This is a genomic window from Streptosporangium sp. NPDC048047, from assembly GCF_040653115.1.
Taxonomy (GTDB): Bacteria; Actinomycetota; Actinomycetes; order Streptosporangiales; family Streptosporangiaceae; genus Streptosporangium.
The window spans coordinates 19,136-41,120 of sequence record NZ_JBEZNH010000007.1 but is presented as its reverse complement, the minus strand read 5'-3'; the positions used below and the strand labels follow the sequence as shown (position 1 = coordinate 41,120).

17 protein-coding genes and 1 riboswitch are annotated in these 21,985 nt (G+C 71.8%); of the genes, 7 read left to right on the top strand and 10 right to left on the bottom strand.

What is annotated here, in order from left to right; all coding sequences use genetic code 11:
• Positions 1 to 27: 27 nt before the first annotated feature.
• From AB0D67_RS08305 to AB0D67_RS08295, 3 genes are all read right to left on the bottom strand, one after another.
• Positions 28 to 426: a cold-shock protein gene (locus AB0D67_RS08305; RefSeq protein WP_362931318.1), complete on the bottom strand. Its 399-nt coding sequence runs from the start codon at positions 424 to 426 to the stop codon at positions 28 to 30.
• Between the two features lie 89 nt (positions 427 to 515).
• Positions 516 to 1,133: an HAD family hydrolase gene (locus tag AB0D67_RS08300; protein ID WP_362931316.1), complete on the bottom strand. Its 618-nt coding sequence runs from the start codon at positions 1,131 to 1,133 to the stop codon at positions 516 to 518.
• A 202-nt stretch (positions 1,134 to 1,335) separates the two neighbouring features.
• Positions 1,336 to 1,770, bottom strand: coding sequence for a hypothetical protein (locus tag AB0D67_RS08295; protein WP_362931314.1), 435 nt, complete (start codon positions 1,768 to 1,770; stop codon positions 1,336 to 1,338).
• A gap of 269 nt (positions 1,771 to 2,039) precedes the next feature.
• Here AB0D67_RS08295 and AB0D67_RS08290 point away from each other — a divergent pair, with 269 nt between their 5' ends.
• From AB0D67_RS08290 to AB0D67_RS08265, 6 genes are all read left to right on the top strand, one after another.
• A complete protein-coding gene (locus AB0D67_RS08290) occupies positions 2,040 to 3,359 on the top strand; it encodes a helix-turn-helix transcriptional regulator (RefSeq protein ID WP_362931312.1) in 1,320 nt (439 codons plus the stop codon).
• A gap of 11 nt (positions 3,360 to 3,370) precedes the next feature.
• On the top strand, positions 3,371 to 3,502 hold the full coding sequence (locus AB0D67_RS08285; protein WP_362931310.1) for a hypothetical protein: 132 nt from the start codon (positions 3,371 to 3,373) through the stop codon (positions 3,500 to 3,502).
• Between the two features lie 42 nt (positions 3,503 to 3,544).
• Positions 3,545 to 6,214: a helicase-associated domain-containing protein gene (locus AB0D67_RS08280; RefSeq protein WP_362931308.1), complete on the top strand. Its 2,670-nt coding sequence runs from the start codon at positions 3,545 to 3,547 to the stop codon at positions 6,212 to 6,214.
• A 91-nt stretch (positions 6,215 to 6,305) separates the two neighbouring features.
• The gene (locus AB0D67_RS08275; protein ID WP_362931306.1) at positions 6,306 to 6,911 is read left to right on the top strand and encodes a hypothetical protein; all 606 of its coding nucleotides are present in this window, start codon (positions 6,306 to 6,308) and stop codon (positions 6,909 to 6,911) included.
• 355 nt (positions 6,912 to 7,266) lie between these two features.
• The gene (locus tag AB0D67_RS08270) at positions 7,267 to 8,913 is read left to right on the top strand and encodes a DNA repair helicase XPB (protein ID WP_362931303.1); all 1,647 of its coding nucleotides are present in this window, start codon (positions 7,267 to 7,269) and stop codon (positions 8,911 to 8,913) included.
• A gap of 438 nt (positions 8,914 to 9,351) precedes the next feature.
• The gene (locus AB0D67_RS08265) at positions 9,352 to 11,439 is read left to right on the top strand and encodes an AAA family ATPase (protein WP_362931301.1); all 2,088 of its coding nucleotides are present in this window, start codon (positions 9,352 to 9,354) and stop codon (positions 11,437 to 11,439) included.
• A 155-nt stretch (positions 11,440 to 11,594) separates the two neighbouring features.
• Here AB0D67_RS08265 and groL read toward each other — a convergent pair whose 3' ends face one another.
• The 7 genes from groL to AB0D67_RS08230 all read right to left on the bottom strand — a co-directional run bounded on the left by groL (position 11,595) and on the right by AB0D67_RS08230 (position 20,244).
• Entirely contained in the window at positions 11,595 to 13,220 is a 1,626-nt protein-coding gene (gene groL / locus AB0D67_RS08260; RefSeq protein ID WP_362931299.1) for a chaperonin GroEL, read from the bottom strand.
• Between the two features lie 459 nt (positions 13,221 to 13,679).
• Positions 13,680 to 13,880 (bottom strand): cold-shock protein, encoded by a 201-nt coding sequence (locus AB0D67_RS08255; RefSeq protein ID WP_012895270.1) that lies wholly within the window; start codon positions 13,878 to 13,880, stop codon positions 13,680 to 13,682.
• Between the two features lie 334 nt (positions 13,881 to 14,214).
• A complete protein-coding gene (locus tag AB0D67_RS08250; protein ID WP_362931297.1) occupies positions 14,215 to 14,490 on the bottom strand; it encodes a MoaD/ThiS family protein in 276 nt (91 codons plus the stop codon).
• A 23-nt stretch (positions 14,491 to 14,513) separates the two neighbouring features.
• Positions 14,514 to 15,806: a threonine synthase gene (thrC, locus tag AB0D67_RS08245; protein WP_362931295.1), complete on the bottom strand. Its 1,293-nt coding sequence runs from the start codon at positions 15,804 to 15,806 to the stop codon at positions 14,514 to 14,516.
• Between the two features lie 14 nt (positions 15,807 to 15,820).
• Positions 15,821 to 15,960, bottom strand: a riboswitch (SAM riboswitch).
• Positions 15,961 to 16,089: 129 nt separating this feature from the next.
• Positions 16,090 to 17,580 (bottom strand): S1 family peptidase, encoded by a 1,491-nt coding sequence (locus tag AB0D67_RS08240; protein ID WP_362931293.1) that lies wholly within the window; start codon positions 17,578 to 17,580, stop codon positions 16,090 to 16,092.
• Positions 17,581 to 17,849: 269 nt separating this feature from the next.
• Positions 17,850 to 19,403 carry a S1 family peptidase gene (locus tag AB0D67_RS08235; protein ID WP_362931291.1) on the bottom strand — a complete coding sequence of 518 codons (1,554 nt, stop codon included), beginning with the start codon at positions 19,401 to 19,403 and terminating at the stop codon, positions 17,850 to 17,852.
• A gap of 283 nt (positions 19,404 to 19,686) precedes the next feature.
• Positions 19,687 to 20,244: an RNA polymerase sigma factor gene (locus AB0D67_RS08230; protein WP_362931289.1), complete on the bottom strand. Its 558-nt coding sequence runs from the start codon at positions 20,242 to 20,244 to the stop codon at positions 19,687 to 19,689.
• Between the two features lie 231 nt (positions 20,245 to 20,475).
• Between AB0D67_RS08230 and AB0D67_RS08225 the strand changes: the two genes are divergently transcribed.
• Positions 20,476 to 21,903, top strand: a complete 1,428-nt coding sequence (locus tag AB0D67_RS08225; protein WP_362931287.1) for a trehalose-6-phosphate synthase — start codon at positions 20,476 to 20,478, stop codon at positions 21,901 to 21,903.
• Positions 21,904 to 21,985 lie beyond the last annotated feature (82 nt).

Genomic DNA, 21,985 nt, shown 5'->3' with positions numbered 1-21,985 from the left:
GCCACCCGGGAGGTCAGGGTGAGGCCGTCAGGCCTCCAGGTCGTCGGCCACCGTGCGGAGGATGGCGGCGATCTTCCTGCCGTGCGCGGGCTCGGGGTGCTTGCCCCTCTGGTACGCCGTGGAGACGTCGTCCAGCAGCTTGATCAGGTCTTCCACGATGACCACCATCTCGTCGGGCTTCTTGCGCTTGCCCTTCGGCTTGGCGGCCCTGGCGAGCGTCGGGGGCTGGTCGAGCACCCGGACCGAGAGCGCCTGCTGGCCACGGCGCCCCTCGGCCACTCCGAACTCGACCTTCTGCCCTGGCTTGAGGATGTCCACGCCACCGGGAAGCGCGGAGGAATGCACGAAGACCTCACCGCCGTCGTCGCGGGTGAGGAAGCCGAAACCCTTGTCGGCGTCGTACCACTTGACCTTGCCACTCGGCACAGGGGTGACCTCGTTCAGACTGTCGTGAAACGGAATGGATGTAGGTTATGCCCACAGGACGCCGGGAGCGACCGTCTATTTCCGTGGAATTACGCGACGACAGCGGCGTTTCGCCAACCGCCGAACCACTCCCCGAACTCGGTCAGATCCGCCAGGACCACATCGGCCCCGTGATCACGCAGATCCTCCGCCGGATGGCCGCCGGTGGCCACCGCCACGCTGACCGCGCCGCCCGCCCTGGCCGCCTCGATGTCGGCCACGTGGTCCCCCACGTAGGCGGTCGCGCCGAAGTCGGCGAGGGCCGGGCCCTTGGCCGCTCCGAAGACCGACCCGGCGACCGCGTCCACCTCCAGGCCGAGGAACTCGACCGTCCGCGTCGCGTCGACGGTGTTCTTCCCGGTCACCACGATGACCCGGCCGCCGCCGCGCCGTACGGCCTCGACGGCCTCGCGCGCGCCGGGCATGGTCACGGTGGCGGGCACGGCGATCGAGGGGTACAGCTCCCGGTAGAGGGCCACGGCCGGCGGGATCTCCTCCGGCGGCAGCCAGTTGGCCAGCTCCCACTCCAGCGGCGGCCCGAGCCTGGCCACCACGACGGCGCTGTCGATGAACACGCCGAGCCGCAGGGACAGCTCGTCGTAGACGGCGGCGATGCCGGCGCGCGTGTCGGCGAGCGTCAGGTCCAGGTCGAATCCCACCGACGTCATCGGACGCTCATCCGCTCAACACTCCTCGTCATCCGCCGGGGGGCTCACCCCGCACGCTCCCCGCAGTGTGCCAAATCCCGCGGGGGCGGGGGTAATCGCCACCGGTGAACGGTCCCGGTCCCCCGAGGGCGGGGTGATCGCCCCCGGGAACGGGCCGGGCGGCGGCCGCCCTGCGGATCCCCGCGGATCTTTTGGCGGGTCGTCAGCAGGGAGAGCGCGGCCCCGGTGGTGAGTCCCGCACGTACGCGTCCTGCGGACGCGACCCCCGCCCGTACGGTGTGACGGCGGTCGCCGCCGGCCGCGCGTGCCGCCCCTGGCCCGTGGAGAAGCCCATGGCCGGTCTGCTCACCGGAGAGCCCGTGGGCGAGTGGAACAGCCTGGAGGAGCGGGCCGTGGTGGGCTTGATCGTGCCGGGGAAGGGACGGTCGCACAGGCCGAGGCGCCTGCGGGCGGTCATCCGGGCGCGGACCTGGGCGGGTGTGGGCTGCTCCCACAGGTGTCCGGGCCGGTGTGGCAGGCCGTGGGTGTCGTGGGCGTAGGGCGGGTGGCCGCACCAGCGGCACCCGAGCGGGGTGGGTGGCTGTTCGGCGTGCCAACGGACCCGGATGATCCGTAGGGCTCGGTTAGGGTTGGACACGGGTCGCACCTCCGCGTGCGATCAAGGCCCTGCCCGGCGACTTGGCCTCGCCTGGTGGGGCCGTTTCCTTGTGGGCCATGAGGTTTCAGGGAGCTTGCCGGGAGCCTGTTTCCACAGGCTGTGGACAAGTGTGCGGACCGTCAGACGGGACCCCAGGGTCGCTCGGGCTCAGGCTCCGGCGCAGCTCCGCACATCGCGCAGCCACCAGCCGGGCGATCTCCTCAACCCCGGACACCGGCCGTTCCAGCGCTCGTCACCCCTCACGGAGAGTGAAGCTATGGAAGCACAACGGCGCGGACATCAGTGCCGTTGATATTTCGCCGATGGGTAAGGCCAAGGCCGTCCAGCGAGGTTACTTTGAGGCCATGGCCTACTCAGATCCGGCGGCGGAGAGCGTGGGGACCCGGGTACGGCGTGCCCGCAAGCGCGCCGGTATCACCCAGACCGAGCTGGCCCGGCGCATCGGCCGCACGCAGTCCTGGGTGTCCGGGGTCGAGAACGACAGCATCCCTCTGGACTCCATCGCACTGATCAACACCCTCGCCCACGCCCTGCGCATGCATCCCAATGAGCTCACCGCCCGCCCCTACCGCGGCGACAACCCGAGCGAGGACCGCGGCCACTCCGCCATCCCCGAGATCCGCCGCCAACTGGAGCGCTACGACCTCGACCCCGAGTGGGAAGGAACGGTACGGCCACTGGCAGACCTGCACGCGGCGATCGAACACGCCCGCTGGCTGAGACGAGAAGCACGCTACGCAGAGCTGGCGGACGAACTTCCCTCACTGCTCTCCGAACTCCAGGCCGCGACGCACCTGTACGAGGGCCCCGACCGGGATGCGGCCTTCGGTCTGCTCGCTTTCGCGTATCGAGCAGCCGACGCGGTCACCTACAACCTGGGCTACGCCGATCTCTCTGTGATCACTGCCAATCGGGTTCGCTGGGCAGGAGAACGCGCCGGGGACTTCTATAACGAGGCCATATTCGCCTATATCCGAAGCCGCAACCTGTGGGCCAGCACTTCGTGGAACGACGCGATGACCGTACTCGACACGGCGTGCGCAAGCATCGAAAGCGAGTACGCCGCAGGCACGCCGGAAGCATTGGCCGTCTGGGGTGGCCTCCAGTTGAGAGCCGCGATCACGGCCGCGCGTAAGAACGATGCCGATGAGGCGTGGTCACGCCATCGGTTTGCGGCTGAAGCGGTCAGGCGACTCGGGCAGCGCCAACGCACGAACTACTACGAGTTGTCCACCAACCAGACCAACATCGACATTCACGGCGTCGCTATTGCCGTTGAACTCGGTGATGGTCCACAGGCTGTGCAGCGAGCCCAGACGGTTCGGCTTCCGAAGCATCTGCAATCCGGTCGCGCTGGATATCACCATCTGGATTATGCACGGGGGTTGTTGTGGTGTGGCAAGCGCGACGCCGCTGTGATTGAGCTGGAACGCGCCGAGAAGATCGCCCCGATGCTGATCCGCAACCACCCCATGGCCCAGCAGGCCGTACGAACGCTGCTGGACCTGGAGCGCTACAGCTACCGCGAACGCATCCGCCGCCTCGGCGTCCGCATGCACATCCTCTGAGGCGTATCTGCTTGAGGAGGAAGACCGGGCCGGCCGCCGTCCTCGGCGTCGAGAACGTCGACGGCCTTCGCGGCCGGCCGTCCCAGTGGCCCCACCAGGGCCGCATCGGCGAGATCGGACCGGCCGTCGGTCCCATCCCGTGAGCACTTGAGCCTTTGTCGGGGACGCCTCCTACCATGGACGGAATGAGCACGGAGTTCACCGAATGGCTGCGCGGCCGGAGCGACGACCGGTTGCGGGCGCTCGTCGCCGCGCGTCCCGAGCTCATCACCCCCGTCCCGGCCCACATCGAGGGGCTGGCCGGGCGGGCGAGCAGCCCGTCGGCGGTCGCCCGGGTGCTCGACCGGCTCGACCGGTTCGCGCTCGCGGTCCTGGAGACGCTGATCGTGCTCCCCGAGCCCGTCGGCTACGACGTCCTGCGCGGCCGGCTGGCCCAGGCGCTGCCCGGGGCAGCCGGGCGGCCGTTCCGGGCGGCGCTCCGGGAGACGGTCGAGCGGCTGCGGACCCTCGCCCTCATCTACGGCACCGACCGCGCCCTGGCCCCGGCGCCCGGCGTGCGGGAGGCCCTGGACGCCCCCGCGGGGCTCGGCCCTCCGGCCGCCGAGGCGTTCCGGCACCACTCCGCGGAGCGCCTGGCGGAGCTGATCCACGACGTCGGCGGCCGGCACGGCGACGCACCGGACGGCGGCGCCGGTGACACCCCCGGGCACGGCGGTGACATCACCGGGCACACCGGAGACGCCCTCGGACACGGCGTTGACGCCACCGGGCACGGCGGCGCTGTCGCCGGGGCGAACGGCGTCCATGCCACGCCGGACGGCGCCGACGCCGGCGTCACGCGGAACGGCGCCGCCCCCGCCGCGACCGTCGAGCGGCCCGGCGATGGAAGGAAGACCCTCGCCGCGCTGCTCGGCGACGACGCGACCGTCGGCCGCCTCCTCGGCGAGGTCTCCCGGCAGGCCCGCGCCGCCCTAGACGAGCTGGCCTGGGGTCCGGCCAGCGGCCGGGTCCCCAACGCCCGCCGCGAGGTGCGGGCCGCCACCGCCCGGTCGCCGATCGACCAGCTCCTCTCCCGCGCGCTGCTGGCCGCCACCGGTGAGGAGACCGTCGTCCTGCCGCGCGAAGTGGGCCTGTACCTGCGCGGCGGCCGGATCCACCGCGACCTCTCTCCGCTCCCGCCCGCGCTGGAGGGTCCCGCGCGCGATCCCCGGCTCGCCGACCGGACGGCGGCGGGGCAGGCGTTCGCGTTCACCCGCTCGGTGGAGGAGCTGTGCGAGCACTGGAGCGCGGACCCGCCGGGCGTGCTGCGCGGGGGCGGCCTCGCCGTACGCGACCTGAAGCGGTGCGCGGCCCTGCTCGACCTGCCCGAGTGGGCGGCGGGCCTGGTCGTCGAGGTGGCGCACGCCGCCGGGCTGGTGGCCGCGAGCGGCTCGGTCGACGGCGAGTGGCTGCCCACCCCCGCCTACGACGCCTGGCGGGTGAAGGGCACCGAGGACCGCTGGGTGGCGCTGGCCACGATGTGGCTGACCATGGACCGGGTGCCGGGCATGATCGGCGACCGCGACGAGCGTGACCGGCTGCTCAACGCCCTCCATCCCGACCTGCGCACCTCCGTGGCCTCCGAGGTCCGCACCACCACGCTGGGCGTGCTGGCCGTCGCGGGTCCCGGGGTGGCGCCGACGCTCGCGTCGGTGCGTGAGCGCCTGACCTGGGAGCAGCCCCGTCGCCGCGGCGAGCGGCGCGACCGGCTGGTGGAGTTCACCCTCCGCGAGGCCGAGCAGCTCGGGGTCACCGGCCTCGGCGTGCTCGCCGGCCACGGCCGGGCGCTGCTCCCCGGTGTCCTCGACCATCGGGACCCCGCGGAGCCCGGCGGCCCCGACGATCCCCGTGGGCCCGGCGAGGGCCCCCGCGGGTCCGGCGAGCCCGGTGGCGTCCGTACGAGCACCGCGGGCGAGCTGCTGCTCCCGCTGCTGCCCGAGCCGCTCGACCACGTGCTCCTGCAGGCCGACCTGACCGCCGTCGCCCCCGGCCCGCTCACCGGCGAGCTGAGGCGGTGGCTGGCGCTGGCCGCCGACGTGGAGTCCACCGGCGGCGCGACCGTCTACCGGTTCGGCGAGGGGTCGCTCCGGCGGGCGCTGGACGCCGGTCAGGGCGCCGACGAGATCCTCGCCATGCTGGAGCGCCATTCGACCACGCCGGTGCCGCAGCCGCTGACCTACCTCGTCACCGACGTGGCCCGCCGCCACGGCCGGATGCGCGTCGGCACGGCGAGCGCCTACGTCCGCTGCGACGATTCCTCGCTGCTGGACGAGGTGATGGCCGACCGGCGCTCGCTGCCGCTGCGGCTGCGCCGCCTGGCCCCCACGGTGATCGCCTCCAAGGCGTCCCGGCAGACGCTCCTCGACGCGCTGCGCGCGATGGGGTACGCCCCGGCGGCCGAGTCGCTGGAGGGCGACGTCATCATCACCCGGCTCGACGTCCGGCGGACCGAGGGCCGGCCCTCCGTCCGCCCGCCGGTCACGTTCACCGGCCTGGAGGCCGACGTGGTCGCGGCGGCGGTCCGGGCCGTGCGGGCCGGGGACGCGGCCCACCGCTCGCGCCGCGCCCCGGTGAGCCCGCCGGAGGGCCGGCCGCCCCGTTCGCCTTCGACCGCCACCGTCGACGCGCTGCGCGAGGCCATCCGGCAGGGCTCCCAGGTCTGGATCGGTTATCTCGACTCCCAGGGAAACGCCACGAGCCGGATCCTGGAGCCCGCCCGGATGGAGGGTGGTTACCTCACCGCCTACGACGAGACCAGGGCGGCGGTGCACCGCTTCGCCCTGCACCGCATCACCGGCATCGCGGGCGTCGAATGACGCGAGCGCCGTTCCGCTGTGGCCGGGAACCCGGCCTCATATCGTGATATCTGTTGAAACTGGTCTGCCCAACCGAAGTGAGAGATCCACAGTGAGCAGCGGTCACCCCGAAGGCCCCAACCACAACCCGGACGATTGGAAGAGCCCGTACGGCTCCGGTCCCGGCCAGACCCCCGGATACGGCCACTCCGGCGACCCCGGCCAGGCCCCCGGACACGGTCAGTCCCACGACTACGGCCAGGCCCCCGGATACGGCACGCCGCCGGGCGGCCAGGGGTACGGCGGCCAGTACCCTCCGCCGGGCCAGCCGTACGGCCAGGGGTACGGCGAGCAGGGATACGGCGGCCAGGGGTACGGCGACCCCTCCTACGGGCAGTCCGCCCCGGGGTACGGCCCCGGCGGCTACGGCGGTTACGGCTACGGCCCCGCGCCGCAGGGCGGCAGCGACGGCGTGCGGACCCACGCGATCGTCGCGCTGGTGATCAGCATCGTGCTGGCCCTGAGCTGCTACGTCAGCCTGGGCGGCATCGCCGGAGTCATCCTGTCCGGCATCGCGCTGGGCAAGGTCGAGCGTGAGCCGCAGTCCGCCAGGAACCTCCTCAAGTGGACCTGGATCAGCATCGGCATCAACATCGGCCTCCTCATCCTGATCGTCGGCGGCGTGGTCATCCTCGGCATGAACGGCGCCTTCGACTGACCGGCGGCCCCGTCAGCACCCAGGCCCCGCTCAGGACTCAGGCCCCGCTCAGGATCCAGGCCCCGCTCAGGCCGCCGGCCCCGGCCGGGGGCTCGGGTCGCGGCTCCGGTCAGGGTCCCGGTCGGGGACTCGGGCTCCGGTCGGGGACTTATCGGGTGCCCGTATCCGTTGAACATCGGGGAGCCGCACACGGAGAGCGGGATGACACCGCCGTCCGGGCCGTCCACGCGGACACCCGCGACCGCGGATTCATGACGGATCCGCAGCGGATCCGCGACGCGGGCCCGGAACACGCCGGCCGCCCCCTCGCCGATGCGAGCATGGGGTTCGCCGGCCGCGCAACGAGGGAGAAGCCTTGACCGACGGACCACTCATCGTGCAATCGGACAAAACCCTGCTGCTGGAGGTCGAGCACGAGCGGGCCGACGAGTGCCGCAAGGCGATCGCGCCGTTCGCCGAGCTCGAACGCGCCCCCGAGCACGTGCACACCTACCGGGTGACCCCGCTGGCGCTGTGGAACGCGCGGGCCGCCGGGCACGACGCCGAGCAGGTGATCGACGCGCTGATCGGCTACAGCCGCTACCCCGTCCCGCACGCGCTGCTGGTGGACGTGGCCGAGACCATGGCGCGCTACGGCAGGCTGCGCCTGGAGAAGCACCCGGTCCACGGGCTGGTGCTGACCAGCACCGACCGCGCCGTGCTGGAGGAGGTGCTGCGCTCCCGGAAGATCCAGCCGCTGCTGGGCGAGCGGCTGAGCGACGACGGCGTGGCGGTCCATCCCAGCGAGCGCGGCAACATCAAGCAGCATCTCCTCAAGCTGGGCTGGCCGGCCGAGGACCTCGCCGGGTACGTCGACGGAGAGCGTCACCCGATCAGCCTGGCCGAGGACGGCTGGACCCTGCGCGGCTACCAGCGTGAGGCCGCCGAGGCGTTCTGGCACGGCGGGTCGGGCGTGGTGGTGCTCCCCTGCGGCGCGGGCAAGACGATCGTGGGCGCGGCGGCGATGGCGCAGGCCCAGGCGACGACGCTGATCCTGGTGACGAACACGGTCTCGGCGCACCAGTGGAAGCAGGAGCTGATCCGGCGGACCTCGCTGACCGAGGACGAGATCGGCGAGTACACCGGCACCAAGAAGGAGATCCGGCCGGTCACCATCGCCACCTACCAGGTGATGACCACCCGCAGGCAGGGCGTCTACCGCCACCTGGAGCTGTTCGACGCCCGCGACTGGGGCCTGATCGTCTACGACGAGGTGCACCTGCTGCCCGCGCCGATCTTCCGGATGACCGCCGACCTGCAGGCCCGGCGGCGGGTCGGTCTGACCGCGACGCTCGTGCGGGAGGACGGCCGGGAGGGTGACGTGTTCTCCCTGATCGGTCCCAAGCGCTACGACGCGCCGTGGAAGGAGATGGAGCACCAGGGGTGGATCGCCCCGGCCGACTGCGTCGAGGTGCGGGTGACGCTGAGCGAGTCGGAGCGGCTCGCGTACGCGATGGCCGAGGCCGAGGAGCGCTACCGGTTCTGCGCGACCACGCCGGCGAAGCTGCGGGTCTCCGAGGCGCTGGTCCGGCGGCATCCGGACGAGCAGGTGCTGGTCATCGGCCAGTACATCGACCAGCTCGACGAGCTGGGCGAGCACCTGGGCGCCCCGGTGATCAAGGGTGAGACGAAGGTCAAGGAGCGGGAGCGGCTCTTCCAGGCGTTCCGCGACCGGGAGATCCAGGTCCTGGTGGTGTCGAAGGTCGCGAACTTCTCCATCGACCTGCCGGAGGCCGCGGTGGCCATCCAGGTGTCGGGCACCTTCGGCTCGCGCCAGGAGGAGGCCCAGCGGCTGGGCCGGGTGCTGCGTCCCAAGTCGGACGGGGGCGGCGCCCGCTTCTACTCGGTGGTCAGCCGGGACACCGTCGACCAGGACTTCGCCGCCCACCGTCAGCGGTTCCTGGCCGAGCAGGGGTACGCCTACCAGATCATCGACGCTGACGACGTGCTCGCCGGCGAGTGACACCGCCAGGCGAGCACGCCCTCGCATGTACCGGTCCATCGACCGGTCAGGTCCACGAGATACCGCGAGTCTTCGGCAACCACACCACCCCCTCGACAAGGCCGCCGGTGGCCATTGGCGACATACCCCCATGATCTGCGGGAGTCACCAGATTTGCTCCCCTTTTTTGCGATTTTCGAGTAGTGTGACGGAGGGTGCAAAAGGGATCACTGAGAGAATTGGAACGTTCCTCTAAATGTCCCCCGATACGGCCCTCCGTCCCATTGGTCCGTACGGTGCCCAGGACGCCGGCTCCGACGATCGGCACGACCGTCGCGATACCCACCGCGCCGGGTTCCCAGTCGCGCGTTAATCGCTTTGAGACGTCCGGAATCCGCGGCTAAGCTGTTCGGTTCGCTGCCTGACCACCTCCGTTGACCGCATGGGAGGCGTTTTCGTATGCCCGCGCACCAGCTGGCCCCCGACATAGCCGACGACCCCGACCGACCCGGCCGCTCCGGCCACCCCGACGAGTCCGGCCCCGGAGTCGCCGCCGACGGCGCGGACGCCGCGGTGGTCCTCGACGCCGAGCGCCGCCACCTGGCCGTCTCACGGGCGGCGCTGCGCGCGATGCGCGAGCACGCCCAGTCCCTGTCCTCCGACGCCGCCGGCGACTGGGTCTCCCAGCAGGTCCTCCAGGCACTGCTGGACCAGCGCGTCGCGGCGCTGGCCGACCACTCGGGAACCCCCCTGTTCTTCGGCCGCCTCGACCGCACCGGCGGCGACGACCTCCCCGGCACCATCCACGTGGGGCGCCGGCACGTCCACGACGAGCGCAGCCGCCCCCTGGTGATCGACTGGCGGGCGCCGGTCTCGCGGGCGTTCTACCAGGCCACCCCGGCCGATCCGATGGGCGTGGAGCTGCGCCGCCGGTTCGGCTACCACGGCGGCGACCTGACCGCCTACGAGGACGAGCCGCTCACCGGGGGCGGCACGCTGGCGCAGAGCAGGATCCTCACCGATGAGATCGAGCGTCCCCGCTCCGGCCCGATGCGCGACATCGTCGCGACCATCCAGCCCGACCAGGACGAGATCGTCCGGTCCGACCTGGGCGGCACGGTGTGCGTCCAGGGGGCGCCGGGCACCGGGAAGACCGCCGTCGGCCTGCACCGGGCCGCCTACCTGCTGTTCACCCACCGGGAGAAGCTCGCCAGGTCCGGCGTGATGATCGTCGGGCCGAACCGCGCCTTCCTCGCCTACATCTCCTCGGTGCTGCCCGCGCTGGGCGAGGTCAAGGTCGACCAGACCACCGTCGCGGGGATCCTCGGCGAGTACGCCGCGCCGGAGGACCCGGCCGTCGGGACGATCAAGGGCGACGCACGGATGGCGCCGGTGCTGCGCCGCGCCCTGTGGGCGCACGTCGTCAAGCCGGCCGAGGGACTGCTGTTCACCAAGGGCGTCAACCGCTACCGGGTCGCCGACCGCGAGGTCCGCGAGATCGTCGCCTCGCTGCGCGGCACCACCCGCTACGGCCCCGGCCGCGCGGCCCTCGCCCAGCGGCTGGCCCACACGGTGCTGGTCCGGATGGAGCAGCGCGGCGAGTCCCCCGACGACCGGGTGCAGGACGCCGTGGCCCGCTCCAAGCCGGTCAAGCAGCTCGTGGACGCCGTGTGGCCCAAGCTGACCCCGCAGCAGGTGCTCCACCGGCTGTTCAGCGACCCCGATTTCCTGGCCGCCGCCGCGAAGGACGATCTCACCGCCGACGAGCAGGCCCTGCTGCTGTGGGCCAAGCCGGCCAAGTCGTACCGGTCGGCGAAGTGGTCGGCGGCCGACGGCGCGCTGATGGACGAGCTGGCCGACCTGATCGAGCGGACGCCCGTCCTGGGGCACCTGGTGGTGGACGAGGCCCAGGACCTGTCGGCGATGCAGCTGCGGGCGCTCGGGCGGCGGTGCCGTACCGGGTCGGCCACCGTGCTCGGCGACCTGGCGCAGGGCACCACCCCCTGGTCGGCCCGTTCGTGGACGGAGGTCCTCACGCACCTGGGCTTCGAGAGCGGCGCCGTCACCGAGCTGACCCTCGGTTTCCGTGTGCCGCGCGAGGTCCTCGACTACGCCGCCCGGCTGCTGCCCGACGTCGCCCCCGGCCTGGCCGCGCCCCGCTCGCTGCGGCCCGGCGCCGGCTCCCTGACGGTACGGCGGGTGCCCGACCTCGCCGCGTCCCTGCCGGAGGCGGTGCGGGAGGTCCTGGCGCGGGAGGGGTCGATCGGCGTGATCGTCCCGGACGCCTCGGTCGCGGCCGTGTCGGCGTCACTGACCGGCCTGGACCACCGGGTGCTGGGCCCCGACTCCGTCGAGGAGCACCGTCTGCTGGTGGTGCCGGCGTCCCTGGCCAAGGGCCTGGAGTACGACCACGTGATCGTGACCGAGCCGGCCGACATCGTGGACGCCGAGCCGCGCGGCCTGGCCCGCCTCTACGTGGTCCTCACCCGCGCGGTCACCTCCCTGACCGTCCTGCACACCCGCGACCTGCCCGCCCGGCTGCGCTGACGCCGCCCGCCCTCCGCGGCCGGGTGGCGTACGGCATCGGCCCGGCCGTGACACGGCCCGCGAAAGGCGCGCGGAAGGGTCGCGGGAAAGCAGAGAAGCGGAAAGGCGGCCCCGGGGATCCGGGGCCGCCTTTCTCGTTCGTGTGGGGCGATGGACTAGAAGTCCATGTCGCCGCCGCCCGGCATCGCGGGAGCGGCCGGGGTCTTCTCCGGCTTCTCGGCGATGACGGCCTCGGTGGTGAGGAACAGCGCCGCGATGGACGCCGCGTTCTGCAGCGCGGAACGCGTCACCTTGGCCGGGTCGAGGATGCCCGCCTCGAACATGTTGACGTACTCGCCGGTGGCGGCGTTCAGGCCCTCACCCGGGGTGAGGTTGCGCACCTTCTCCACCACGACGCCGCCCTCGAGGCCGGCGTTGACGGCGATCTGCTTCAGCGGCTCCTCCAGGGCCTTGCGGACGATCGCGGCACCGGTGGCCTCGTCGCCGGTCAGCTCCAGCTTGTCGAACGCCTTGGCGCCCGCCTGCAGCAGCGCCACGCCACCGCCGGGGACGATGCCCTCCTCGACGGCCGCCTTCGCGTTGCGAACGGCGTCCTCGATGCGGTGCTTGCGCTCCTTGAGCTCGACCTCGGTCGCCGCGCCGGCCTTGATGACGGCCACGCCGCCGGCCAGCTTGGCGAGACGCTCCTGGAGCTTCTCGCGGTCGTAGTCGGAGTCGGTGTTCTCGATCTCGGCGCGGATCTGGTTGACCCGGCCGGCGATCTGCTCGGCGTCGCCGGCGCCGTCGACGATGGTGGTCTCGTCCTTGGTGACGATGACCTGGCGGGCCCGGCCGAGCTGGTCGAGCGTGGTGGACTCCAGCTTGAGGCCGATGTCCTCGCTGATGACCTGGGCGCCGGTCAGGATGGCGATGTCGCCCAGCATGGCCTTGCGGCGGTCGCCGAAGCCGGGGGCCTTGACGGCCACCGAGCGGAACAGACCGCGGATCTTGTTGACGACCAGGGTCGCCAGGGCCTCGGCCTCGACGTCCTCGGAGATCAGCAGCAGCGGCTTGCCGGACTGCACGACCTTGTCGAGGACGGGAAGGAGGTCCTTGTTCGCGGAGATCTTCGAGTTGACGACGAGGATGTACGGGTCGTCGAGGACGGCCTCCATACGCTCCGGGTCGGTCACGAAGTAGGGCGAGATGTAGCCCTTGTCGAAGCGCATGCCCTCGGTGAGCTCAAGCTCCAGGCCGAAGGTGTTGCTCTCCTCGACGGTGATGACGCCTTCCTTGCCGACCTTGTCCATCGCCTCGGCGATCATCTCGCCGATCTGCGGGTCGCCCGCGGAGATGGAGGCCGTGGAGGCGATCTGCGCCTTCGTCTCCACGTCCTTGGCGAGCTTGAGCAGCTCCTCGGAGACACGCTCGACGGAGGCCTCGATGCCCTTCTTCAGGCCCATCGGGTTGGCGCCGGCGGCCACGTTGCGGAGACCCTCGCGAACCAGGGCCTGCGCGAGGACGGTGGCGGTGGTGGTGCCGTCACCGGCGACGTCGTCGGTCTTCTTGGCGACTTCCTTGACGAGCTCGGCCCCGATCTTCTCCCACGGGTCCTCGAGCTCGATCTCCTTGGCGATGGACACACCGTCGTTGGTGATCGTGGGGGCGCCCCACTTCTTCTCCAGGACGACGTTGCGGCCCTTCGGGCCCAGGGTCACCTTGACGGCGTCCGCGAGCTGGTTCATACCACGCTCGAGACCGCGCCGGGCGTCCTCGTCAAACGCGATCATCTTGGCTGCCATACGGCTAGACCTCCCGAACACAGGGTGGCTTGCACCGGATCGAGCCGACGCCCGCGACGGCATTCGGATCCGCGACTCCGTTCGGCGGATCCCATCGTCCCGATCCAGGGTTGGCACTCGCCCTCGGTGAGTGCCAACAAACTATTTAGCACTCTACCCTGTCGAGTGCAAGCGACGTCGCGTTGACCTGCCCGGGAGGTGACGGTCTCCCGCGACGACCCGTTACGGCGGACGCCCCGTACGGTCTCGCCCCCGGCCACCGCCCCGCGCGACCAGGTCCCGGCCGCCGTGTCCCGGCGGATTCGGGCCTCCGGTACAGGGAGGCCCCGGTACGGCGAGGGCCCGGCCCTCCGAGGGGACACGGTGGACCGGGCCGGCGCGCCGAGGGCCCGCGTGGACTGCGCTGCCACGGGGGTCCGTCCGGCGCGCCCCTTTTGCGCGTCCGGGGGGACGGCTGCCTCAGACGGCCCTCACGGACTCCGCCTGCGGGCCTTTCTGCCCCTGGGTGATCTCGAACTCGACCCGCTGGCCCTGTTCGAGTGCGCGATAGCCGTCCATCATGATCGCGGAGTAATGGACGAACACATCCTTACCACCGTCTACCGCGATGAAGCCGTAGCCCTTGTCCGCGTTGAACCATTTGACGGTGCCTTGCGCCACTTCCGACTCCTCTTACTGGACTTGAGGACATCGCCCATTCCTCTCGCGACGTCCTCAATCTCCGAGGCGGACACATCGCCTGCGTCGATCGTTCTCGACCATACCTGTGGTACGCCGTAGGGCAACAGAGTCAACCAGCAAACTGCCGCTTTACGTACGAATGCAGCACGAGAACATAGTTTTGCCATCGGGCCCGCTGATCAAATATTGCATTATTTCAACAAGCGCCGATATGGACATCCTCCCGAAAGCACGACGCCCGCCCCGGCCAGGCCGGAGCGGGCGTCGGCGGGCGCCGTACGGGACGGCGGCCCGGAGCGCGGGGACGACGGGGTCAACCCCCGGCGACCGCCGGGATGATGGAGATCTGGACGCCGGACGGCGTCGCGGTGTCCAGGTTGTCGGCGAAACGGACGTCCTCATCGCCGACATAGACGTTGACGAACCTGCGAATCTTGCCGGAGTCGTCGAGAATCCTGGCGCCGATCCCGGGGAAGTCGGCGTCGAGTTTCCGCAGCACCTCGCGGAGGGTCTCACCCTCGGCGTTCACCTCGGCCGCACCACCGGTGTACGTCCGGAGAATTGTCGGAATCCGTACAGAGACACTCATTATTAAGCACCTTTCCGGTGATTTCAGGCGATGACCGAGCGGAATTCGTCAAGCGAGGGGCGGATGACCGCGGTGGGACGGGCCTCGCCCGCCACCGCGTCGAGGGTCTTCAGGCCGTCACCGGTGTTGAGCACCACGGTCTCGGCGTCGGGGTCGAGCCGCCCCTCGGCGGCCAGCTTGCGCAGCACGCCGACCGTGACGCCGCCCGCGGTCTCGGCGAAGATGCCCTCGGTCCTGGCCAGCAGCCTGATCGCGTCGACGATCTCGGCGTCCGTGACGTCCTCCACCGCGCCGCCGGTACGCCGGGCGATGTCCAGCACGTAGGGGCCGTCGGCCGGGTTGCCGATGGCCAGCGACTTGGCGATCGTGTCCGGCCGTACCGGGCGGATCACGTCGTGACCCGCCTTGTAGGCGGCCGAGACCGGCGAGCAGCCCTCGGCCTGCGCGGCGAAGATCCGGTACGGCTTCTCCTCGACGAGCCCGAGTGCGATCAGCTCCTTGAACCCCTTGTCGATCTTCGTGAGCTGGGAGCCGGACGCCACCGGGACGACGATCTGGTCGGGGAGCCGCCAGCCGAGCTGCTCGGCGATCTCGTACGCCAGGGTCTTGGAGCCCTCGGCGTAGTACGGGCGCAGGTTGACGTTGACGAAGCCCCACTGCTCGCCCAGCTCGTCGCCGATGAGCTCCGAGCAGAACCGGTTGACGTCGTCGTAGGTGCCCTCGATGCCGACGAGCTTCCCGCCGTACACCGAGGCCATGACGATCTTGGCCTGCTCCAGGTCGGCGGGGATGAACACGCAGGCGTCCAGCCCGGCGCGGGCGGCGGCCGAGGTCACCGCGCCGGCGAGGTTGCCGGTGGAGGAGCACGACAGGGTGTGGAAGCCGAAGTTGCGGGCCGCCTCGACGGCGATGGCCACCACGCGGTCCTTGAACGAGTGCGTCGGGTTGCCCGAGTCGTCCTTCACGTGCAGCGAGCGCAGGCCCAGCTCGCGGGCGAGGTTGCCCGCGTCGACGAGCCTGGTCCAGCCGGGCTCCGTGTTGGGCCGGGCGGCGACGTTCTCCGGGACGGGCAGCAGCGCGCGGTAACGCCAGATGTTCGCCGGGCCGGCGGCGATCTGCTCGCGCGTCACGCGCCCGAAGTCGTAGGCGATCTCCAGGGGGCCGAAACACTCGATACAGGCGAAGCTCGGACCGAGGTCGTAGCGGGTGCCGCACTCCCGGCAGGACAAGGCCACGGCGGGGCCGAAGCGGCCGTCGGGCGCGGTGCCGGCGGAGACGGGGGCGGAGGTGGGGATCTGTGTTTCTGCGAGCGCCATGAAGCGAGGCCTTTCCCTCATCTTCGTCCGCGACCACCCTGGCCACGGACCGGAATTGGCACCTGTCCCGGCCGACCCCGCCATGTCGCGAGTTTGAACCGGGAGGGTTGCCGGGGCTTCGCAGGGCCGGTCCCTCCACCCCTCTGGATGAGCAATATGAAGTTGTGGACCCGATGAACGGGTCTCTCGCACTTTACCCCGGCCGCCGGGCGTTCTGACCAGATGTCTCACTGTGCGAGACGACGCGTGTCATTCCCCGGACGACGGACGGTGAAAAGGCCCGTCACGGGTGGCGGTACCCCAGGAGGAAGGGCCCGCCGCCCGCCACGGCGACCACCCGGTAGCGGTAGTAGCCGGGCGTGCCCTCATAGGTGATCGTCTCGAAGGGGTACGGGCTGACCGAGGAGGCGACGGTCCGCCAGCCGGAGCCGGCCGCCCACTTCTCCAGGTACAGATCGAAGTCGGTGCCGTCGTCGGAACTCAGGCAGCCGTGGTGGGTCCCGGCGGTCCTCGACCGGTAGTAGCCGCCGGCCGCCCGGTTCCGGGGGCCGACGGGCCGGTAGGCGACCTGCCCCTCCCGAAGGATGCCCCGGCCGACGCCGGGATGGCCCTCGCAGGAGCCCGTGGCCGGCCGGAAGGCGCCGCCCGCGGTCAGCAGGGTCAGCCCGTACGCCGAGAGGATCTCGCCGATCGGCTGGAAGTAGCTGACCCCGGCGCCCGGGAAGCAGGAGCCGGAGCCGCCGGAGAGCACCCCCTGGGCCTGGTCCACCGAGACGAACGGCCCGCCGGAGTCGCCCCGGTCGGCGCAGACGCTGGTGCGGGTCAGCCCGAAGACGTTGCCCTCCGTATAGGCGACGCTGGCGCCGCGCTGCAGGACGAGGCCGCAGTACCAGTCGGAGGTGGATCCGGACCGGCACACCGACGCCCCCTCGATGGCCTCCCGGGTGCCGGTGACCGGTACGGTGCCGCCCTCGGCGTTGCCCACCACCGGCTTGGGCGTCCAGTCGTCGTTGACCTGGATCCAGGAGAAGTCGCTCACCGGGAAGACCGACCCCCGGAAGACGCCCTGGGGGACCCGGTTGTAGCCGCTGGTCTTCTCACCCTCGTCGCCGCAGTGGCCGGCGCTGACGAAGCCGTTCATCCCGTCGCGGACCACGGAGAAGCCGACCGAACAGCGCTGGGTGACGCCGATGTAGAAGGGATCGCCGCCCACCAGGTCGTAGAGCGGCCGGGGACGCTCCGTGGACGGCACCACCAGGACCAGCGAGGTGTCCAGCCCGAGGTCCCTGAGGGCGGACTCGGTCCGCACCGGCTCCTCGGACAGCACGACGACCCGGTTGTTCCGCACGTCGACGTAGCGCACGCTCCCGCCCGCGGTCGGGCGGGCGGGCAGCGCGGCGTCGAGCTTGTCCTTGGCCGCGTTGAGCTCGCCCAGCGAGTGGTCGACGACCTCGGCCCGGGCTCCCTGCGTGACGATCCGGGGGATGTCGGCGGGGTCGGTGGTGGCCACCACGAGGTTCTGCGCGACGGTCCCCTGGAACCACGAGCCGGCGAAGCCGCCGCCGAGCGTCACCCGCAGCCTCGCCTCGACCGGCGTCAGGCGGATCTCGTTGAGCAGCCGGGCCTGGGCCTGCCCGGCGCTGAGGCCGAGGTCACGCTGGAGGGCCTGGAGCATGCCCGGCGGCGGCACGTTGTACGGCAGGCCGGCCCGCCCGGTCCGCCGTACGACGCGCCCCGCGGAGCCGTGCCGGGGCCGGACCGCCGGGAGTCGCACGGAGGCTCCGCCGCCGGGCCTCCCCGCCGGGAACCGTACGGAGGCTCCGCGGCCGGGCCTTCCCACCGGTAGGCGCGGGAGGGTTCCGCGGCCGGGTCTCGCCGCCGGGAACCGTACGACCGGGGCGTCCCGGATGGCGGCCAGGGGTTCGGGCTCGGCCCGGACCGCCGGAGGCGTGACGGCGGCGAGCAGGGCGGCGGCGGAGAGGACGGCACACCCGGCGACGACGGCGCGACCGTGGAACATACGACCTCCCGGCGGTCCGTCCTTCAGGGCAGGTCGTGCTGGTAGCCCAGCGTGTAGCCGCCGGAGCCGCTCGCGGCGGTCACCCGGTAGCGGTAACGGCCGGCCGCGCCGAGGTAGGAGATCGACTTGTCGGCGTCCGGGCCGGTGTCGCTCGCCACGACGACCCAGCTCCGGCCGTTCCACCTCTGCAGGTAGAGGTCGAAGTCGCTGCCCGCCGGGCCCTCCAGGCAGCCGGTGTGCAGCCTGTAGGCCGTGGTCCGGTAGTAGCTTCCGCTCGGCTGGTAGGCGACACCGCCCGCGCGGAGCGTCCCGGCCACCCGCCGCGGATAGCAGGGGCAGGCGCAGCCGGTCTCCGGCGGGACGGGCGCGTCGACCACCAGGCTCACGCCGTAGGCGGAGAGGATCTCGGTGACCGGCTGGAAGACCGTCTCGCCTCCCGCGGTGCAGTTGCCGTTGCCGCCCGACAGGACCCCCTGGGCCTGGTCGACGGAGACGAACGGCCCGCCGGAGTCGCCCGGCTCGGCGCAGGCGTCGGTGAGGGTGAGCTGCGAGACCGTCTGGGTCTCGTCGTAGACGACGGTGACGTCGCGCTGCCGTACGGTGCCGCAGTGCCAGCCGGTCGTCGAGCCGGACCGGCAGACCGACGCGCCCTCGATCGCCTCCCGGGAGCCGGTGACGCCGATCGTGCCGCCGGTGCTGACCACGTCCGGGGTGGGCCGCCAGTTCGTGTTCACCGTGATCCAGGAGTGGTCGTCGCCGGGGAAGCTGGAGCCCTGGAAGACGCCCTGGGCGACGTTGTTGTACCCGGTGGTGACGCTGCCCGCGTCGCCGCAGTGCCCCGCGCTGACGAAGCCGTTCTGGGCGCCCTTCGTGGCGGAGAAGCCGACCGAGCAGCGCCACGCGCTGTCGATGCGGTAGGCGTCGCCGCCCCGGAGGTCGTACAGGGGCCGGAACCGCTTGGCCGAGGCCTCCACCCGCACCGCCTCCTGGCTCACGCCGGTGAGCCCGACGAGGTTGCGGGTCTGCTCCGGCACGGTCGTACGGATGACCACCTGGTTGGTGCGGACATCGACGTACCGGGCGAAACCTCCCGCCTCCCCCGCGGCGGCCAGATCCTTGTCGAGCTCGTCCTTGATCGCGGTGAGCTGGGTCAGCGACCGGGCGACGATCTTCGGCTGGGCGCCCGCGGCGGCGATCCGGGGGGTCGCGGCGAGGTCTGTGGTGGCCACGATCAGTACCTGCGCGCTCCTCCCCTCCAGCCAGGACCCTCCGAAGCCCGCCCCGAGCTCCCGGCGGAGCCGGGCCTCGATCGGCGCGTACCGGATCTCGTTGTCCAGCCGGGCCTGGGCCTCCTGCGCCGTGAGGCCGAGGTCGCGCCGGAGCGCCTCGATCATGCCGTGCGGCGGTTTCCGGACGCTCCGGGCGCTCGAAGCGCCCCCGGAGCTCAGGGGGTTCCGGAGTTCCTGAGCCTTACCGACATCCTGGGCCGCGGAGAACGCCGGGGCCACGGGGATCGTCACGACGAGGGCGACGGCCGCGAGGACGCACCCCACGGCGGCTGGACGTCTGCGAAGCATGGATCTCTCCCCTGGCGCTGACGGACACGGCGCGAGGGGAGATCGGCGCGCACCGCGGTCGATCACCGGGTACGGGCGGCACCACTCTAATCCGCCCATCAGGCGAAAGGCCGGGAAAGCCCGACGACACGCGGGGACGCCTCCGAGCGGAGACCCGGAAGCCGGGCGGCACACGGACGCTTCCGCGGAACGACGCCTCAGAAGCCGGGCGAGACGTGAGCGTGGAAGCGTTCCCGGGGCCGCCGGGTCTCGGGCGACCGGGCGGGACCCCCCGAGCGGGATCTCAGAAGCCGTAGGCGTCGCCCAGGGCTCCCTGGACGTACTTGCGCGCCTGGTGGATGCGCGACTTGGCGGTGCCGAGCGGGATGCCGAGCTGCTCGGCCACCTCGCTGTAGTCGAGCTGACAGATGTCGCGCAGCACCAGCGCCTGGGCGAGGTCGGGCTTCTCCGCCTCCAGCGCCTCCATCGCGTCCAGCAGGTCGAGCCGTGAGCCGGCGATCACACTCACCCGGGCGACGTCGGGCCGCTGCATCGGCAGTTCGTCGGAGCTCTGCTCGGCCGAGCGCCGCTTCAGCGAGCGATAGGTGGTGCGGGCGCAGTTGGCGGTGATGATATGCAGCCACGTGCTGAACCGGGCGCGTCCCTCGAACCGGCCGATGTTCCGCGCCACCGCCAGCAGGGTGTCCTGGCACGCCTCCTCGGCGTCCTGCCGGTAGGGGAGGATCCGGCCGCAGTGCCGGAGGATGTCGGGCTCGATCCGTTTCAGCAGCTCGCCGAGCGCGCGGTGATCACCTCGGGCGGCCAGCCGGGCCAGTTCCTCGGTCGTCTCGTCCAGCGCCATCACGAAGCTCCTGATCGGCGGTCACGGTCGATCCATCCTAAGCTCCGACCGCCCTTCCCTTGGCGTCGCCTTGACCGTTCGCCCTCATCCGGCGGCCTCCGGCGTCCCGGCGGATGAGGCGGGAGCGATCCCCCTGGTAACCCGTACAGGTGGAAGACCAGGGCATTCTGCCCCAGGTCCGGCTAACCTTTTCAGTCCAGGCAAGCGCGTCCCTCAGCCGAAGGGATCCCGATGAGCGGCCCCATCCTGCTGGCTTCCAACCGCGGCCCCGTCTCCTTCACCCTCGCCGACGACGGCTCCCTCACCATGCGCCGGGGCGGAGGGGGCCTGGTGTCGGGCCTGTCGGAGGTGTCGCGGGACATCGACCTGCTGTGGATCTGCGCCGCGCTGTCCGACGGCGACCGCGGCGCCGTACGGCTGGCGCCCGGCGGCCGGCTCGACCACACGGGTTTCGACACCGGGGCGGTGCGGATGCTCGACATCCCCCCGGCGACCTTCCACCGCGCCTACAACACGGTGGCGAACTCCACACTGTGGTTCGTCCACCACCTGCTCTACGACACGCCCAACCGGCCGCAGTTCGACGCGAGGTTCCGCCGCGACTGGGAGTCCTACCAGGCGTACAACGAGGCGTTCGCGACGGCGCTGGGCGAGGAGGCCCCGCACGAGGCCCGGGTGATGGTCCAGGACTACCACCTGTCCCTGGTCCCGGCCATGCTGCGCGGCGAGCGGCCCGACCTGCGGGTGGCGCACTTCTCGCACACCCCCTGGGCCCCGCCGGAGTACTTCTCCCTGCTCCCCGACGACCTGCGGGTCGAGCTGCTCGAAGGCATCCTCGGCGCCGACCGGGCCGGTTTCCTCACCGGTCGGTGGGCCGGGGCCTTCATGGACTGCTGCGAGGCGGTGCTCGACGCCCGGGTGGACCGCGTGCACCGCACCGTCACCCACGGCGGCCGGACCACCCGGATCGGCGTGCACCCGCTGGGGGTGGACGGCGAGGCGCTGTGGGCGCGGGCCTCGGAGCCCGACGTCGAGTCGCACATGGCGGCCCTCCGCGACCAGGTGGGCGACCGCAAGCTGATCGTGCGGATCGACCGGACGGAGCTGTCCAAGAACATCGTGCGGGGCCTGTCGGCCTACCGGGAGTTCCTGGCGGATCATCCGGAGTGGCACGGCAGGGTGGTGCACCTGGCGTTCGCCTACCCCTCCCGCCACGACCTGCCCGAGTACCGCGAGTACACCGCCGCGGTGCAGCGCTGCGCCCAGGAGATCGAGGACGAGTACGCCACCGAGGACTGGAGCCCGCTGATCCTCAACGTCAACGACGACTACCCGCGCTCGCTGGCCGCCTACCGGCTTGCCGACGTGATGCTGGTCAACCCGATCCGCGACGGCATGAACCTGGTGGCCAAGGAGGGGCCGCTGCTGTCGCCGGGCAGCGCGCTGATCCTGTCGCGTGAGGCGGGCGCCGCCTCCGAGCTGGGCGAGAACGCGCTGCTGGTGAACCCCTTCGACGTGTCGGCCACGGCGACCGCCATCCACCGGAGCCTGGTCATGCCGGAGGCCGACCGCGTCCGCAGGGGCGCGCGGCTGACGGCGGCGGCCACGGCGCTGCCCCCGCGCCGCTGGTTCACCGACCAGCTCGCCTCCCTGGGCTGACCGCCGGGTCCTGCGCCTGGCGACCTGCCCGCCGCGACCGGCGCGCCGTGCCCCGCCGTCCCTCGACCTCCGCCGTCCCTCG